At 69.7% G+C, this 16,690-nt stretch carries 11 protein-coding genes; 8 read left to right on the top strand and 3 right to left on the bottom strand.

The genetic code is table 11. The features are described from left to right. Positions 1 to 77 precede the first annotated feature (77 nt). Both ACWF99_RS09940 and ACWF99_RS09935 read left to right on the top strand, forming a co-directional pair. On the top strand, positions 78 to 908 hold the full coding sequence (locus ACWF99_RS09940) for a PAC2 family protein (RefSeq protein ID WP_235569430.1): 831 nt from the start codon (positions 78 to 80) through the stop codon (positions 906 to 908). Between the two features lie 72 nt (positions 909 to 980). Continuing rightward, positions 981 to 3,554 carry an AMP-binding protein gene (locus ACWF99_RS09935; protein ID WP_452535630.1) on the top strand — a complete coding sequence of 858 codons (2,574 nt, stop codon included), beginning with the start codon at positions 981 to 983 and terminating at the stop codon, positions 3,552 to 3,554. Here ACWF99_RS09935 and ACWF99_RS09930 read toward each other — a convergent pair. Further along, positions 3,456 to 3,761: a hypothetical protein gene (locus ACWF99_RS09930; protein ID WP_056809962.1), complete on the bottom strand. Its 306-nt coding sequence runs from the start codon at positions 3,759 to 3,761 to the stop codon at positions 3,456 to 3,458. The two genes, ACWF99_RS09935 and ACWF99_RS09930, sit on opposite strands and share 99 nt — an antisense overlap. Before the next feature lie 348 nt (positions 3,762 to 4,109). On the opposite strand from ACWF99_RS09930, the gene ACWF99_RS09925 reads away from it, so the two are divergent. The 4 genes from ACWF99_RS09925 to ACWF99_RS09910 all read left to right on the top strand — a co-directional run bounded on the left by ACWF99_RS09925 (position 4,110) and on the right by ACWF99_RS09910 (position 12,752). Next, positions 4,110 to 5,249: an XRE family transcriptional regulator gene (locus tag ACWF99_RS09925; protein WP_378627384.1), complete on the top strand. Its 1,140-nt coding sequence runs from the start codon at positions 4,110 to 4,112 to the stop codon at positions 5,247 to 5,249. A gap of 132 nt (positions 5,250 to 5,381) precedes the next feature. Next, entirely contained in the window at positions 5,382 to 6,884 is a 1,503-nt protein-coding gene (locus tag ACWF99_RS09920) for a TIGR02677 family protein (protein ID WP_378628335.1), read from the top strand. An 88-nt stretch (positions 6,885 to 6,972) separates the two neighbouring features. Next, entirely contained in the window at positions 6,973 to 8,343 is a 1,371-nt protein-coding gene (locus ACWF99_RS09915) for a TIGR02678 family protein (RefSeq protein WP_452535629.1), read from the top strand. 2 nt (positions 8,344 to 8,345) lie between these two features. Beyond that, positions 8,346 to 12,752: an SbcC/MukB-like Walker B domain-containing protein gene (locus ACWF99_RS09910; RefSeq protein ID WP_452535628.1), complete on the top strand. Its 4,407-nt coding sequence runs from the start codon at positions 8,346 to 8,348 to the stop codon at positions 12,750 to 12,752. A gap of 23 nt (positions 12,753 to 12,775) precedes the next feature. Here the strand turns inward: ACWF99_RS09910 and ACWF99_RS09905 are convergent, their stop codons facing one another. Continuing rightward, positions 12,776 to 13,780 (bottom strand): helix-turn-helix transcriptional regulator, encoded by a 1,005-nt coding sequence (locus ACWF99_RS09905; protein WP_452535627.1) that lies wholly within the window; start codon positions 13,778 to 13,780, stop codon positions 12,776 to 12,778. A 63-nt stretch (positions 13,781 to 13,843) separates the two neighbouring features. Between ACWF99_RS09905 and ACWF99_RS09900 the strand changes: the two genes are divergently transcribed. Beyond that, positions 13,844 to 14,263: a RidA family protein gene (locus ACWF99_RS09900; protein ID WP_378627376.1), complete on the top strand. Its 420-nt coding sequence runs from the start codon at positions 13,844 to 13,846 to the stop codon at positions 14,261 to 14,263. A 142-nt stretch (positions 14,264 to 14,405) separates the two neighbouring features. On the opposite strand, the gene ACWF99_RS09895 is transcribed toward ACWF99_RS09900, so the two are convergent. Further along, positions 14,406 to 15,368 carry a helix-turn-helix transcriptional regulator gene (locus ACWF99_RS09895; protein WP_452535626.1) on the bottom strand — a complete coding sequence of 321 codons (963 nt, stop codon included), beginning with the start codon at positions 15,366 to 15,368 and terminating at the stop codon, positions 14,406 to 14,408. Between the two features lie 85 nt (positions 15,369 to 15,453). Between ACWF99_RS09895 and ACWF99_RS09890 the strand changes: the two genes are divergently transcribed. Further along, positions 15,454 to 16,593: an epoxide hydrolase family protein gene (locus tag ACWF99_RS09890; protein ID WP_378627372.1), complete on the top strand. Its 1,140-nt coding sequence runs from the start codon at positions 15,454 to 15,456 to the stop codon at positions 16,591 to 16,593. Positions 16,594 to 16,690: the final 97 nt, after the last annotated feature.

Genomic DNA, 16,690 nt, shown 5'->3' with positions numbered 1-16,690 from the left:
GCACAAGACACTAGGCTGACCGGGTGGATGCCAGTGAGACCCCCGAGACGGAACTGCCGACGTTGCGCAATCCCGTCATGGTTGCCGCCTTCGAGGGCTGGAACGACGCCGGCGATGCCGCCAGTGGCGCCATCGAACATCTGGAGTTGATCTGGGATGCCGAGCCGCTGGCCGAACTCGATTCCGAGGACTACTACGACTACCAGGTGAACCGGCCGACCGTCCGTCAGGTCGACGGGGTGACCAGGGAGATCCAGTGGCCCTCGACGATGCTGTCGGTGTGTTCCCCGCCCGGTAGCGACCGCGATGTGGTGTTGCTGCGTGGCATCGAACCGAACATGAAATGGCGCAGTTTCTGCGACGACCTGCTCGAGTTCATCGAGCAGCTCGGCGTGGAGACGGTCGTCATCCTCGGCGCGTTGCTGGCCGATACCCCCCACACCCGGCCGGTGCCGGTGACCGGTTCGGCCTACAGCCCCGAGGCCGCCGAGCGATTCAGCCTGGAACAGACCAGGTACGAGGGTCCGACCGGGATCACCGGCGTACTGCAGGACCAGTGCGTGAAGGCCGGGGTGCCCGCGGTGTCGTTCTGGGCCGCCGTCCCGCACTATGTGTCGCAGCCGCCGAACCCGAAGGCGACGATCGCGCTGCTGCACCGGGTCGAAGACGTCCTCGATATCGAGGTTCCGCTCGGTGAGCTGCCGAAACAGGCCGAGGAGTGGGAAGCCGCGGTCAACGAGATGACCCTCGGCGACGAGGAGATCAGCGAGTACGTGCGCTCGCTCGAGGAGCGCGGCGACGCGGCGATCGATCTCAACGAGACCATGTCCAAGATCGACGGCGACGCCATCGCGGCCGAGTTCGAGAAGTACCTGCGCAGACGCGGGCCCGGCAGCTTCGGCCTCTAGTTCTCGTTCACCGGGAGTTCGCGGCACAGGCGCCTCCCGGCCGCCCTCGGCACGCCGCCTAGACTTTTTCGCGTGCCGACCCTGCCGATCGTCGCCCATCTGCGTGGTTTCGACGACCGCATCGCGGTGCTGCACCCGGCGGGGCGCGACTCCACCGGCACCATCACCTCGGTGACCTATGCCCAGCTCGCCGACCGCGTCGCGGAGTTCTCGGCCGGACTGGGACCGGTTCGCCGGCTCGTCGCGCTCACCGCGGGCAACGATCTCGACTCCCTCGTCGCCTACCTCGGCGCACTCGACGCGGGGTGCGCGGTCTTGCTCACCGGCGAGCTCACCGGCGAACTGGCCGCAACCTACGACCCGGACGTGATCATCGACCGGGGCCGGATCATCGCGAACCGCACGCGGTCGGCGCACCGGCTGCACCCGGAGTTAACGCTGTTGCTCAGCACCTCCGGGTCGACCGGGTCGCCGAAGCTGGTGCGGCTGTCGGCGCGCAATCTCAGCGCCAACGCCGAATCCATCGCCGAGTACCTCGGCATCGGCCCGGACGACCGCGCGGCGACCACCCTGCCGCTGTTCTACTGCTACGGCCTGTCGGTGGTCCACAGTCATCTGTTGCGCGGCGCGAGCCTGCTGCTCACCGAGCGCTCGGTGCTCGAGCCCGAGTTCTGGGACGAGTTCCGCGCGCACCGGGCCACCTCGTTCGCCGCGGTGCCCTACACCGTCGATCTCCTCGACCGGATCGGCTTCGCGCGGATGTCACTGCCTGATCTGCGATACGTGACCCAGGCGGGCGGCAGGCTCGACCCGGCCAGGGTCCGGACCTACGCGCGGCTCGGCGCGGCCGCGGGCTGGCGGTTCTTCGTGATGTACGGCCAGACCGAGGCCACCGCCCGAATGGCGTATCTCCCACCGGAATCGGCCGACCAGCACCCCGATTGCATCGGAATCCCCGTCCCGGGCGGGTATTTCACCTTGGCACCGGTCGACGACGGCGCCGCGGAGGAACTCGTCTACCACGGCCCGAACGTGATGCTCGGCTACGCCCGCTGCTCGGCCGACCTGGCCCTGGGCCGCACGGTCGACGCCCTGCGCACCGGCGATCTGGCCCGGCGCACCCCCGACGGGCTGTACCAGGTCGTCGGCAGGCGCAGCCGCTTCGCCAAGCTGTTCGGTCTGCGCATCGATCTGGGCCGCGTCGAATCGGAGCTGGCCGCAGCCGGTTTCGCCGCCGCCTGCACCGACGACGGCAGCCGGGTGATCGCGGCGATACTCCCCCGCCCGGCAGCGTCGGCGACCTCGCGCCGAGCGCACGGGGCGGCGGCCGCGCGACTGATCGCCCAGGTGACGGGGCTGCCCGCCACCGCGATCAGCGTGGCCGTCGTCGACGAACTGCCTCGGCTGGCCACCGGAAAAATCGACTATCCGGCAGTGCGCGCGCTCGCGATCACACCGGCGAGCCCGGGTGACGATGTCGGCGCGATCTACGCCGACGCCCTCGGCCTGCCGATCGAGACGATCTCGCCCGCACACAGTTTCGCGGACCTGGGTGGCAGTTCGCTGAGTTACGTCACCGTGGCGGCACGCCTCGAGCGGGTGCTCGGCACCCTGCCCACCGACTGGCCACAACGTTCGATCACCGACCTGGGGCGATCTCCCCGTACCCGCGCCCGCTTCGGCCGGGCCCTCGACTCCTCGACGGCTCTGCGCGCGATCGGGATCGTGCTGATCCTCGGCTCGCACATCCAGCTGTTCGAACTCTGGGGCGCCGCGCACGTGCTGCTGGCCGTGGCGGGCTACAACTTCGCCCGGTTCGCGGTGAGTTCGGCCCCGCGCGCCCGGCGACTGCGACTCACCGGGCGGGCCGTGGCGATGATCGCGGTGCCGACCGCGCTCTGGGTCCTGATCACGATGGTCTGGCAACCCGGCTATTACGGCTGGCAGAATGTGTTGCTGCTCAACAAGATCCTCGGACCCCGCAACGACACGGCGGGACACCTGTGGTTCCTGGAAGTGCTCGTGTACTGCACCGTGGCCTGCGCGCTGCTGATCCGGATCCCCCGGATCGACGGCTGGGAGCGGCGGGCACCGTTCTGGTTCGCCCTCGGCCTGCTCGGCCTCACCCTGGTCTTGCGCTGGCATTCGTTCGGGCTCTATCCCGCACGCGATATCGCGTTGTCACCGCTGGCCTGTTGGTACTTCGTTCTCGGCTGGGCCGGAGCGAAGGCGACGGCGGTCTGGCAGCGGCTGATCGTCAGCGCCGTGCTGCTGGCTTGTGTGCCCGGATATTTCGGCGTCACCGAGCGGGAACGCCTTGTCATGGCGGGCATTCTGATCTTGATCTGGCTGCCCGCGCTGCGCGTGCCCGCCGTCGTCGCCGTGGTGGCGGTGGCGGTGGCCGACAGCTCGTTGTTCGCGTATCTGCTGCACTGGCAGGTGTACCCGGCGTTCGGCGACCAGCGATTGCTCGCACTGGTGGCCTGCCTGGCCGCCGGCGCGGCCGCTACCGAGATGGTGGATCGGTGCAGGCATCGGATCCCATGGCTAACGCTCCAGGGTCAGCACTTGAGCGGCCGCCTCGTGCGCCAGCTTCGCGATCAGCAGGTCACGCGGAATCGTCTGACCGGCAAGGTGATCGAGTGACGGCACCACCACGTGGTGAGCATCGGCCCGCTTCAATTCCTGGGTGAGTTCGGCGAACGCCGCACCGTCACCCGCGGGTGCTTCGTGGAACGTCGCGGCGAAACACATGCCCGCGGTCCGCGCGAGGCTGCGTAGCGCATCCTCCAATTGGTCGCTCTGACCATCAGCCAGATCGTCCCGCAAGTATCCATAGATCAACGCTTCCACCCGAACCTCCGTTGGATTGGGATCGCTGTTCTGTTGTCGGACCTGTCGTGTACCGATCCCCCCGCGTCGCGCGGCACGCCACGCGGGGGTACTTCGTTGCCCTGCAAGCTCTCCTGCAAAGCCGGCATCCGGTTGTCGAGCCGAGTACCTGCTTACATCATGAACAATCATGGCCCCCGGCAGCAGATGTCAATCCGATGACATCTACATGCCCTATCCGGGACGCCGAACGTTAACTGGTGGAATACTACCGCCGTGACCGCAACTGATGATCGACCCGTCTGGGCTGTTCGGATGCGCTCGGAACGTGACGCGAGGGGGTGGTCGCAAGCCGATGCAGTTCGCGCTATGCGTGCCAAGTCCTCCCACAACCTGCCGACGGACAGTACCCTGCTGCGCAACTGGCGCCGCTGGGAATCCGGGGAATCGCGACCTGACGAGTTCTACGCGCCGATCATCGCGGCCGCGTTCGACACCGTCCCCGCCGCGTTCTTCCCGAAGTCCCGTCCCAACCGGGATGACGAGCTGTTATCGGCAACCGGTATGGACACTCTGGAGTTCATCGGACGACTCAGAATGTCCGACGTCAACAGCGCCACCCTGGACGCGGTGCGGATCACCGCCGAAAGGCTGTGCTGCGAATACGCCTACGCCGACCCCTACGCACTGCACACCGAGGGGACCGCGTGGCTGCGCCGGATCACCTCTCTGCTCGACGGCAGACTGACGCTGAGCCAGCATCGCGAAATCCTCGTCCTGGCAGGCTGGGTCGCGTTGCTGGTCGGTTGCGTCGACTACGATCTGGGCCGCCGGGGTGGCGCCGAGGCCACCCGCCGAGCCGCCGATTCGCTGGGCCGCGAAGCGGGCAATGCCGAGATCGTCGGGTGGGCCGCGGAGATGTCGGCGTGGTTCGCGTTGACCCAGGGCAACTTCCGTGGCGCGATCGATGTCTCGGAGAAGGCGATGGCGGGTACCACGTCGTCGAGCGTGGGGGTGCAGTTGGCGGCGCAGCGCGCCAAGGGCTGGGCCCGGCTCGGTGATCGCCGCAATGTGCAGACCGCCCTCGACGAGGGCAGGGCGATCCTGTCGCGGATGGGTCATCCGGCCGATCTGGACAACCACTTCGTCGTCGACGCCACGAAGTTCGACTTCTACGCGATGGACTGCTGCCGGGTGGCGGGCCAGGATCGACTGGCCGAGCGCTACGCCCAGCAGGTGATCAGCGATTCGACCCGACCGGACGGTTCGGTCCGCAATCCCATGCGGGTCTCGGAGGCGCGGCTCACCCTGGCCGTCGTAGCCGTGCGCGATCGCGATCTCGAGCGCGCGGTCGAGGAGGGTGTCGCGGCGTTCTCCGCGGGGCGCAAGTCGCTGCCGTCGCTGGCGTGGATCGCGGGCGAGGCGGCCAGGGAGATCATCGAACGGTACCCAGGAGATCACCGCACCCAAACGTTCCTCGAGCAGCTGCGATCGCTCAATGTCGGGTGAGCTCGCGCGGCGATGCCACGCCGATCGGGGACGGGTCCGGCGGAGCACGGGAAGGCCACCACTAACCTGTCTACGGTGACCGACTCCGCCGACGGCCTGCCCAGCGCCGTACCCGCCCTGTGGGACGAGCGTCTGCGGTTGTTCTCGTTCGCGACCGCCGAGAAGCGCGCCGACTACCTGCGGGTGCTGCGCGCCTTCGACAGCGCTCGTGCCGCCTACGTGGTGTTGTTGCACGCCGACGACGTCGCCGAGTGGATAGCGAGAGCCGAGGCGGGCGGTCGAGCCGAGGCGGCCGCGGGCGTCCCACTGCCCGCGGTCGAGATCGGTCCCCTGCTCGAGCAGCTGCACCGCTGGGGTGTGCTCGAACGCAGCTACGACGGCACCCGTGCGGCCACCCTGGCCGAGTACCGCAACCGGCACTACGTCTACCAGTTCGCGCAGGCCGGGTTCCAGGCCTACCGGGCGGTGGCCGGGGTGCTCGCGGCCCGGATGGAGGACGCGTCGCTGTCGCGGCTGGTGCTGCCCGAGCTGCTCGCCGACCTGCGCACCCTCTCCGCCGCCAACCGCGACGGCGACGCCGAGCGGGTCTACACCACCTTGCGCAGGCTCGACGCCGCGCTCACCGACATGGCCGCGCGCGCCGCGCACTTCTACCTGTCACTGGGCGACCTGGTGCGCACCACCGAGATCACGCCGGAATCCTTCCTCGCGCACAAGGACGCGCTGCTGGCACATATGCGGGAGTTCAGCATGGATCTGGCCCGGTTCGCCCCGCGGCTGGCTGCCGCGATCGGCGAAGTCGAGGAGACCGGCGTCGAGCAGTTGATCGGCCGCGCGGCCGGGTGCGACGAGCGGGTGCTGTTGAGTATCGACGAGCGCGAAGCGGATTGGCGTTCCCGCTGGGACGGGCTGCGCACCTGGTTCGTCGCCGCGGGCACCGAGTCGTCGGACACCTGCGAGGCCGATCGGCTCCGCGAGGCGACGATGAGCGCGATCGCGGCGGTGCTGTCGCTGCTGCGCCGGGTCACCGAGACCCGCCGAGGTGGCGTCAGCCGGGAATCGGCGTTGCGTCACCTGGCCGAATGGTTCGTCGCCACCCCCAGCGCGGGCAGTGCGCACGCGCTCTACGACGCGGTGTTCGGGCTCGGCAAGCCGCGCCACCTGTCGCTCGAGCATCCCGATGCGGAACTGATCCCCACCAGCCGATCCTGGTGGGAAGCGCCGCCTTTGGAGATCTCCCGCACGCTCGCCGAAACCGGTCGCGCACCCACGGCGGGCGCCCCGGCCCGGATCGCGCGCAACGACGCGGGCGTGCGGCGGCTGCGGGAGGCCCAACTGGCGGCACAGCGTGAACGCGCCGCGGCCGCCGCCTCGCTGTCCCAGGGCAATGTGCACGACCGAGTGCTGGATCAGCGTGAGACCGAGGTGCTGTTGCGCCTGATCGACGCCGCCTCGACCGCCTGGGTTCCGGTGAGCGGAAAGGTCGACGGCACAACAGGTTCCGACAACGGCGTCACATTGACAGTGCGCCCCTGCGACGGGTCGACGGTCATCCGGACCGCGGCGGGGCTGCTCCATCTGAACAATCGTCGCCTCGAAGTACGCGAGTCGAGCCGCCGCGGGGTCGCGCGATGACACTGCGCATCGACTCGCCCGATCTCGGCGACCATCGCTCGGTGCGACTCCGGACGGCGCGACCGACGTCGGCACGAGGGGCAAGACTGTGAAGCGACAACGGATCGATGCGCTCGCGCTCGACAGTTATCAGCGGGCGGCGCGAGTGATGCTCGCCAATCACCTGGTCACCCGGGTGTATCCCGACCGGATCGCGCTGCCGTTGATTCGGCGGTGGGCCACGGAACTGCGCGAGGATCTGGCCGAACTGTTCGGTTACCGCTTGGAGGTCACCGAGACCACGGCCCGGCTCTACCCGGTGCACGATCGGCTCGACGACGCCCGGCCCGCCCGCAGCGTCAACGATCGGGTCTTCGACCGCCGCCGCTACGCCTATCTGTCGCTGGCGCTGGCCGCGCTCGGCCGGGCAGGCGACCAGATCACCCTGTCCGAATTGGCCGAGCACGTCGCCGATTACGCGAGCCGGATCGCGGGCCTCGACCTGTCGACCGAGCGAGCCGCCGATCGCGACGCCTTCGTCGATGCCGTCGGCTGGCTGGGCGCGCGGGGTGCGCTGACGTTGGCCGACGGCGACGCGGGCGGTTGGGCCAGTGATCCCGAGGCGGGCGAGGCACTCTACGACATCGACCGGCCGGTGGTGTTCGCGCTGTTCCGGCCCTCACGGGCACTGCAGCATCTGCACAGCGTGCGCGGGTTGCTGGCCGAGGACACCGACCAGGCAGATCAGGCTCGCCGGGTTCGCCGGGCGCTGGTCGAGCGCCCCGTCGTGTATCTCGACGAACTGTCGGCAGCCGAGAGTGCGCTGCTCGGCCAGGACCGGCTGGTCGGCGAGGTCGAATACTGCACCGGCTTGCGGGCCGAACGCCGGGCCGAAGGTGTGGCGCTGATCGACAGCTCGGGGCGACTGTCCGACACCCGCTTCCCCGGCACCGGAACCCTGGCGCAGGTGGCGCTGTTGCTGATCGGCGAGATCGCCGACACGGTCCTCGACATCGACAACCCGATCCCCCGGCGCCCCGGCGCGCTCACCCCCGATGACACCCTGCTCGAGCACCTCGATGCGTCCATCCCCACTGCGGGCGTGTTCGCCCCGCTCGCCGAGGACCTCGAAACCAGCACGCAGGCCCCGGATTTCACCGACGACATCGACGACCTCGAACCCGTCACCTATCCGTTCCTCGACGACGCCTGGGTGCGCACGACCGTCACCGCGCTCACCGACCGCTACGGCGCGACCTTCGCCGCCCAGTGGCAGGCCGATGTCGGCGGGCTCACCACCGAGGTCCTCGCGCTGCTCACCAAGCTGCGGCTGATCCGGCCGGTCGAGGACGGGCTGCTGGTATTGCCCGCGCTGGCCAGATATCGCGGCGCGGTGGTCACCGTGCGCGTGCGCAAGGCCGAGGAATTGTTCGTCACCGCCGCCGATACCGACGGCAGCACCGGAGAGGGAGGGGTCTGAGCATGTCACTCATCCACGGCGGAGTGCGGTTCGTCCCGACCCGTGCCGGCATCGTCAACCTGTGGGACTACCGCGACCAGGAATTCAGTTTCGCCGACGGGCGCCTGGTGCTGCGCGGGCCCAACGGCTCCGGCAAGACCAAGGCCCTGGAAGTGTTGTTCCCGTTCGTGCTGGACGGGCGGATCGAACCGCGCAGGCTGAACCCGTTCGCCGGTGAAGAACGCACCATGAAGTCGAATCTGCTCTATCGCAAGCAGGAATCGGCCTACTCGTATGTGTGGATGGAGTTCGCGCGCGGCAGCTGGGACGACCCGGAGACTGTCACCGTCGGCATCGGCATGCGCGCCACCCGCTCCTCGGACAAGGTGACCCGCTGGTACTTCGTCGCCGACGGCCGCGCCGGAGTCGACTTCGCGCTCATCGGTCCCGACGACCGCCCGCTCACCCGCAAGCAGCTGGCCGAGCAGATCGGCAGCGACGCGATCGTGGACCGGCCCGTGGAGTACCGGGCGGCGATCGACGCGCGCATGTTCGGGCTCGGCGTGCAGCGCTACGACCAGCTGATCAATCTGATCCTCACCCTGCGCAGGCCCCAGCTCGCCAAGAATCTCGACCCACGCGGCCTCTCCCAGGCACTCACCGACGGTCTTCGGCCCCTCGACGAGCAGTTGATCCTCGACGCCGCACGCTCGTTCAGCGATATGGAGGAGGTCGGCCGCACCCTCGACGGGCTCGTCCAAGCCGACACCGCCACTCGCCGATTCGTCGACGTGTACCGCAAATACCTTGCGGTACAGGCGAAAACGGACGTCGACCAGCTCCGCACCCGCCTCGATGCCGTGACCAACGCCTCCACCGCGCTCTTCGCCGCGACCGCCCTGCGCACCCGCCGCGACACCGACCGCACCGAAGCCGAGACCAGGGCCGAGAACGCCGACCAGGCCTACGAGCAGGCCATCGCCGACCGCGAGAATCTCCAGCGCTCCAGCGCGTACGAGGGCAAACAGCAACTCGACGACCTGGCCGACGCCGTCCGCCGCCTCGAGACCTCCGCCGCGGCCCACCGCGACAAGGCCGCCGAAGCAGCGCACACGCTGCAACGCCGCGCCGAGGAAGCCTCTCGCGCCACCGAAGCGGTCCGCACAGCGGCCGCCGCCCTCGTCCGCGGAGAAGACGCGGTCCGCGCCGCCGCCGAAGAGGCGGGCATCGAATGGACCCCGCCGAGCGCCGAGGGCCGCGGCGACCAGTTCACCGCGGCGGTGCGTGGGCACGCGGAGGAACGTGACGCCGACGTGCGTGCGGTGCGACAAGCAGTGGGCAAGTGGGAAACCGCCGCCGCCGACCGCACCCGCTCCGAGCGCCTGGCCGAACGCGCCGTCGAATTGCGCGACTCGGCCGCCGCCGAAGTCGCCCACGCCGAAGCCGCGGTCGCCTTGGCCCGCAGCGAATCCGCCGCTGCCCTGCGCACCTGGTGGAACGCGCACAGCGAGATCTTCGGCGCCGTGGCCGAACCGGGGGCGCACGACGGCCGTTCGGATGCGAATCCCGACGGACAGGACGGTAAGGGTGAACGTCGCCGAAAGGTGGCGTCCGATACCGCCGCCGGCTTGTTCGCCGCGCTCGACGCTGCCATGGCGGGTGCGGGCGTAGAGGACGTTCCCGCCGCCTCCGAGGTCTTGGCCGAGTGGTGCGAGCCGCTGCGGGAGCAGATCCGCACCCGCCGCGAGCAGGCGCGCTCCCGTGCCACCGCCGCTGCCGTGCGCCGCGATGCCCTGATCGCCGAACGCACACAGATCGCCGCCCAGCGTGACGATGCTCCCCCGGCCCATCCCGCCAGAACCGGTGTCCGCGAAGGATTTCCGGGTGGGCCGCTCTGGCAGCTGGTGCGGTTCGCCGACTCGGTGTCCCCACGGGACGCGGCCGGTATCGAGGCGGCACTGCAGTCCAGTGGTCTCCTCGACAGCTGGATCTGCGGCCCGGATCTGCCCGCCGGCATCGACTCCGATCACTTCCTGCTCCCCTTGCCGATCGATCAGCGCCCGTCCGGCCGTACTCTCGCCGATGTCCTTGTCGTCGAAGACGATTCGGCCGATCTCACCGTGCCTACCGAGACCGTTGCCGCGGTGCTGGCCTCCATCGCCCTCCACGACACGTCCGCACAGCCGGGTACGACGACCGATGACACGCCGGACGCAGAACGATCCGTGTCCGGCGATGCCACCCGGCAGGTCACCGGCGCCACCCTCACCGCGCTGACCACCGCCGCCGCGCCGCAGGTCGTGGTCGGGCTCGCCGGAACTTTCCGGCAGGGCGTTCTCGTCGGCCACCACCACAAGCCCGAAGCCGAGTTCATCGGGACCACCGCGCGAGCGCGCAGGCGTGAGACGAGGCTCGCCGAAATCGAGGCGGCGATCGAGGCCGCCGCTGCCGAGCACCAGGCGGCGAGAGACGAAGACAGTTCCGCCACTGCCGAATTGGCCGCGCTGTCGGCCGGCGCCAAGGCACTGCCCCGCCCGTCGGCGGTGACCTCTGCCCTGCGTGCCGTGTCCGAGGCCGCCGGCCTGATGCGGTCGAGGGTGGAGGCCGCTACCCAGTCCGAGCGCGAACTCGACCAGGCCGTCGCCGAAGTCGCGGCCCTGGACAAGAAGGTGCGCGCCGCCGCCCAGGCGCACCGAACCCCTCGCGAGGCACGCGAACTCGACGCGCTGGCCGCCGCGATCCGCCATTTCGAGAACACCGGTACGGGACTGCTCCGCCTGCGCGCCGAACACGAGCGCGAACGCGAACGCGAACGCGAGGGCACCGACCGGCACGACGAAGCACGCGCACTGGCCGAGGCGTTCGCCGAAGAGGCCGAGGCCGCCCGACTGGGCTACACCGAGCAGCAGCGCAAACTCGAAACGCTGCGCGAAGCGCTGGGCGCCAGTGCCGCCGACATCGACCGCGATCTCGACCTGGCTCGCGGTGCCATCGAGGCGGCCAAGGCCGAGCAGCGGGCCGCGCGCAAGGCCGCCAATGCCGCCATCGAAGCGGTCGGCGATGCCGAGGCGGCCTATCGCACCGCCAACGAAGCGCTCGCCACCGCGCTCACCGAAGTGCTCGCCGAGGTGCGTTCACTGGCCCCGTACGCCCGACCGGACCTGTTGAGCCTGCTCGGCGCCTCGGTCGAACACCGCTGGCCCAGTAGCGATGCCGCGTGGTCCACGCCGGAGCAACTGCAGTACCGCATCGTCGCCGCGGGGCCGGAAACCGATCCGGTGGTGCTGCCCGACGAGGTGGCCGCCCTGTTCGCCGACCTCGACACCGCCACCAGCCAGGTCCGCGCCACCGAGGCGGGCCGCAAGTCCACTCGGTCGGCGGTCACCACCGCACTCCAGGAATTCGACGCCGCGCTCACCGCCTCCGGCCGCGACTACCGGCTGAACTGGGACGCCGCCGACGGACTCACCGTCGTCGCCGTCCACGACGAGAACGGCCAGGCCGCCCTCGCCGACTTCGCCGCCCGCATCGACGCCGCCCGCCGCGACCAGGAACTGCTGCTCACCGATGCCGAGCGACGCATCCTCGAGGACGCGCTGCTCACCGGTCTGGCCCAGCAGATCCACGAACGCACCACCGACGCTCGCGAGCTCATCTCCCGCATGGGTGCGGAGATGAAGCAGCGGCGGATGTCGTCGGGCAACACCATCGGTGTGCACTGGATCCTCGCCGACGGGTTGTCGGAGTCCGCACGCTCCATGTGCAAACTCCTCGACCGCGACACCACCGCCCTGAGCCCGGAGGACCTCGGCTCGGTGCGCGCCCACTTCGCCGCCGAGATCCGTGCCGCCCGCACCGCGCACCCGGAGCGTTCGTACCCCGAGATCCTCGCCGCGACTCTCGATTACCGGACTTGGCGAGTCTTCTCCTTCACGCTGATCTCCGGCGACGGCACCGAGGACAAACTCACCGTCGCCCGCCACAGCGCCCTCTCCGGCGGCGAACAGTCCGTCTCGCTGCACCTGCCCCTGTTCGCCGCCGCCCATGTGATGCTCGACTCCGCCGACCCGCAGGCCCCTCGCCTACTGGCACTCGACGAAGCCTTCGCCGGCGTCGACGACAACGGTCGCAGCGAATTGCTCGGCCTCAGTGTGCAATTCGACCTGGACCTGTTCATGACCGGCTACGACCTGTGGATCACCTACGCCCACGTTCCCGGCTGCGCGCACTACGACCTGGCCCACTCCACCGCCGAGAACACCGTCAGCGCGACCCTTCTCGTGTGGGACAGCGGTGAGCTTCTCGCCGAACACGACGGCGGCGACCTCACCACGGCGCTGGGCTCCCCCAACCGCCGCCGCGTGCCCAACACCATCGAGGGCGGATTGACGCTGGAGGGCATGCCCGGCGAACCGGCATCGGTCGGCTGAGCTGCCGACCGCCGGCGCCCTGCTCACCGGCTGTCCGGCTCGCGGCCCATCACCTCGAACGAGGAGTCATAGCGGGCGACGATGGCGGCGGCGCGCTCGCGCAGGGTGGTGCGCAGCCACTGCGGGTCCAGCACTCGCGTGCTCGTGGCGAGCTGCCACATTGCCCATTCGGCGTGTCTGCGGTCCTGGAAGGTGACCTCGAGCCGCAGTCGGCCGTCGTCGTCCGCTTCCTCGCTGTGGACAGCCAGCGCGGTGCCGAGCAACTCCTCCCGTCGTGCCGGGTCGAGCAGAACCCGCACGGTGACCAGGTCGCCGCCGGCGCGAAACCGGGCGCTGCGGTCCCGCCAGGCCTGGTCCAGGTCGACCCGATCCGGTCGCTGGGCAGGTTCGGGGAGCTCCTCGGCGGCCGTCACCCGCGACAGCCGGTAGGTGCGGTCGGCGCCGGATCTCGTGGCGAGCAAGTAGCCCTGGCCTCGGACGGTCACCAGGCCGATCGGGTCCACCGTGCGCCATTCGGGGCTCTGGTCGACGGCCGCGTAGTGGATGCGCAGCTTGTGTCCGGCCAGCACCGCGCGCCGGACCTCGGTCACGATCGTGTCGGACAATTCCTCGGCGTCGAGCCGACGCGACAGCAGATCGGTCTCGGGATCGATGAGCAACCGCTCGGCCGCGTCGCTCGCGGTCTCCCGATAGCTTTCCGGCAGCGCGTCGACCACCTTGAGCATGGCCGACGCGAGCGCCGAGCCGAGCCCGAATGCCTGTGCGCCACGCCGTGATCCGGCGATCAGCAGGGCGAGCGCCTCCTCGTGGTTCAGCCCGGTCAGCTCGGTCCGGAACCCGGGCAGCAACGCGAACCCGCCATGCCTGCCACGTTGGGCATAGACCGGAACGCCCGCCGTGGACAGCGCCTCGATGTCGCGCAGCACGGTCCGGGTGGACACCTCCAACTCGCGCGCGAGCGTCTCGGCCGACAACTGCCCGTACCGCCGCAACAGCAGCACCAGGGAGACCAGCCGGTCAGCTCGCATACGAAAAACTATGCCAGGAATACACGACACAGGATGTCGTGTATTCCTGGCAGGTTCATCGCCATGACAAACATCGACCACGCGCGCCACACCATCGTCAACCCTGACGGCCTGCACGACCCGACCCCCTTCGGCTACAGCCACACCGCGGTCATCCCCGCGGGCACCGAATTGGTTCTCGTCTCAGGACAGTACGGATCCCGACCCGACGGCGCGGTCGTCTCCCCCGACTTCACCGAGCAGGTCGACCGAACCTTCCGCAACATCGCTACCGCCCTGGCCGCCCACGGCCTCGACCTCCGCCACGTCGTCCAGCTCCGCACCTACGTCGTCGATCACGACGTCAGCAAACTCGGCCCCATCGCCGGTGCCGTACAGGCGAACTGGGGCGCGACCCCACCCACCCAAACCCTCATCGGCGTCGCGAGCCTGGCCACCCCCGACGTCCTGTTCGAGGTCGAAGCCGTCGCCGCCCGCCCCTGAGTGTCCGCCCACCTGCATCAGGCAATCGGACCGGATGCAGGTGGGTCCGGATCTGGGGTCGCTTTCCTGACCTGGTAGATCGGCGACAGCCGCCACCGCGCCGGTGACGATCCGAGATGCTCGAACGAGCACGGCCGGTCGCTCAATCACCCACGGCGGCGTGCAGGCGACGCGTGAGGGAACGCAATGCCGCCGTCAGCTCTGGTGAAGCGTGGACGCGGAACGGCACTCCCAGCGACGTCAGTTGTGCGGCGAGCCAGGTGGGGTCGTCGTCTCGGGTGCCGGTGAGGCGGCAGGTGGTGTCGCCGTCAGAGCGCAGGGTGTTCGGTTGCTCGCCGAGGCGGCCCGCGATCCGGCCGGGTGGCGCGTCGATGGTGACGTCGACGTGGTATTCGGGTGTGGCCCAGTCGGTTCGGCGGCCTGCGACGTAGTCGGCTGGGTCGGCGGCGGGGAGGTCGCGTGCAGTGATGCGGGCGCCGGTGGGGTGGGGGGTTTCGATGCGGTCGGCGCGGAAGCTGCGCCAGGCGTCGCGGTCGAGGTCGTAGGCGACGAGGTACCAGCGGCGGCCTGCGGCGGCGACGCCCGCGGGTTCGGCGTGGCGGCGGGATTCGGTGCCGGTGGCGTCGCGGTAGGTGAAGCGGAGGCGTTCTCGGTTGGTGACGGCGGCGGCGAGGGTGGTGAGGACCTCCGGGTCGACAGTGGGGCCCTCGCCCGCTCGGACCGTGACCGCCGCGCCGACCACGCGCACTCGTCTGCGCAGTGTCGCGGGCAGGACTTGTTCGAGTTTGGTCAGGGCTCGCACCGATGCGTCCTCGATGCCCGCGACCGCCTGTCCCGCGGCGACTCTCAGCCCTACCGCGACGGCGACGGCCTCGTCCGCGTCGAGGATCAGCGGCGGGAGCGCCGATCCCGCGGTGAGCCGGTAGCCGCCTGCCGCACCCATCGCGGCGACTACCGGATAGCCCAGATCACGCAGGCGGTCGATGTCGCGTCGCACAGTCCGATCGGTGACGCCGAGCCGGTCGGCCAGTTCACTGCCCGGCCACTCCCGTGGCATCTGCAACAGGGAGAGCAGTCGGAGCAGGCGGGCGGCGGTGTCGGTCATGTTTTCCATTCTTCCGCACATCTAGGACCAGAACTGTCCTAGATGGTCGATAGCGTCGACATCACACCGACGACGAGGAGTCCCGATGACCACCATCCGCCCGTTCCGCATCGACATCCCCCAGGCCGACATCGACGATCTGCACGACCGGCTGAGCAGGGCGCGCTGGGCGGCTCCGCTGCCGGGCGAGGGCTGGGAACGCGGCATCCCCACCGAGTACCTGCGCGAGCTCGCCACCTACTGGGCGAACGAATTCGATTGGCGGGCACAAGAAGCCGCGCTGAACGCGTTTCCCCAGTTCATCACCGAGATCGACGGCCTCGACGTCCATTTCGTGCACGTGCGCTCCCCCGAGCCCGACGCGGTGCCGCTGCTGCTGACCCACGGCTGGCCCAACTCGTTCGTCGAGTTCACCCGCACCATCGGCCCGCTCACCGATCCGCGCGCTCACGGCCTCGATCCCGCACTCGCCTTCGACGTGGTGATTCCGTCCGTCCCCGGCTTCGCCTTCTCGGCGGCGCCGCGCGAATCCGGCATGACCACCGCGCGGGTCGCCGCGATGTGGGCCACTCTGATGGACCGCCTCGGCTATGACCGCTACGGCACGCAGGGCGGTGACCTCGGCGCCTACATCGCGCCGGAAATGGCGCTGGCCGCCCCGGAACATGTGATCGGCGTGCATCTCGACGGCGGAATCGGCATGCCGACCGAGGCCGACGTGCCCGCGATGTCGGCCGAGGATCGCGCGCAGTGGGCGGAGATGCAGCAGTGGATGACCGGCGGCGTCGACCACCACGCCCTGTTGCGGGCGGCCCCGCAAACCTTCGCCCTCGGCTGGAACGATTCGCCGGTCGCACTGCTGGCGTGGATGATGCAGAAGTTCCAGGAGTTCGCCTATATGGCCGACCGCGCCGAAGACGTGATCGAGCGCGACCACCTGCTGACCAATATCGCCCTGTACTGGTTCACCCAGACCACCGGCACCTCGTCGTGGCCGATGTACGACGGGCTGCGCACCGGCGGCGGGTTCGGCTGGCCCACCGACCAGAACCTGGTGCCGACCGGCGTCTACGGTGGCGGTTCACCGCTCATGCGCAAACTCGCCGATCACGGCAACAAGATCACCCATTGGCCGTCGGGAAATCCGGGCAACCATTTCGTCGCGATGGAAGAACCCACCGCGCACGTCGCCGACATCCGGACCTTCTTCGCCGGGCTGCGCTGAGCCCGTCGTGGGAGTGCACCCGGGCACATCCACCGAGGGGGTGGGGGGTGAAGGTGTATTGCGTGCCGCACCCCCCGCGGGCCCCGCGCCACCGGCG

This window comes from Nocardia sp. NPDC055002 (genome assembly GCF_053608825.1).
Note: the sequence above shows the minus strand (reverse complement) of the source record. Positions and strands in the feature narration are given on the sequence as shown.

Coding starts and splice junctions, on each gene's coding strand:
- ACWF99_RS09940 (WP_235569430.1), top strand. CDS start 78: ATGGTTGCCGCCTTCGAGGGCTGGAACGACGCCGGCGATGCCGCCAGT.
- ACWF99_RS09925 (WP_378627384.1), top strand. CDS start 4,110: ATGCGTGCCAAGTCCTCCCACAACCTGCCGACGGACAGTACCCTGCTG.
- ACWF99_RS09910 (WP_452535628.1), top strand. CDS start 8,346: ATGTCACTCATCCACGGCGGAGTGCGGTTCGTCCCGACCCGTGCCGGC.
- ACWF99_RS09905 (WP_452535627.1), bottom strand. CDS start 13,780: ATGCGAGCTGACCGGCTGGTCTCCCTGGTGCTGCTGTTGCGGCGGTAC.
- ACWF99_RS09900 (WP_378627376.1), top strand. CDS start 13,844: ATGACAAACATCGACCACGCGCGCCACACCATCGTCAACCCTGACGGC.
- ACWF99_RS09895 (WP_452535626.1), bottom strand. CDS start 15,368: ATGACCGACACCGCCGCCCGCCTGCTCCGACTGCTCTCCCTGTTGCAG.
- ACWF99_RS09890 (WP_378627372.1), top strand. CDS start 15,454: ATGACCACCATCCGCCCGTTCCGCATCGACATCCCCCAGGCCGACATC.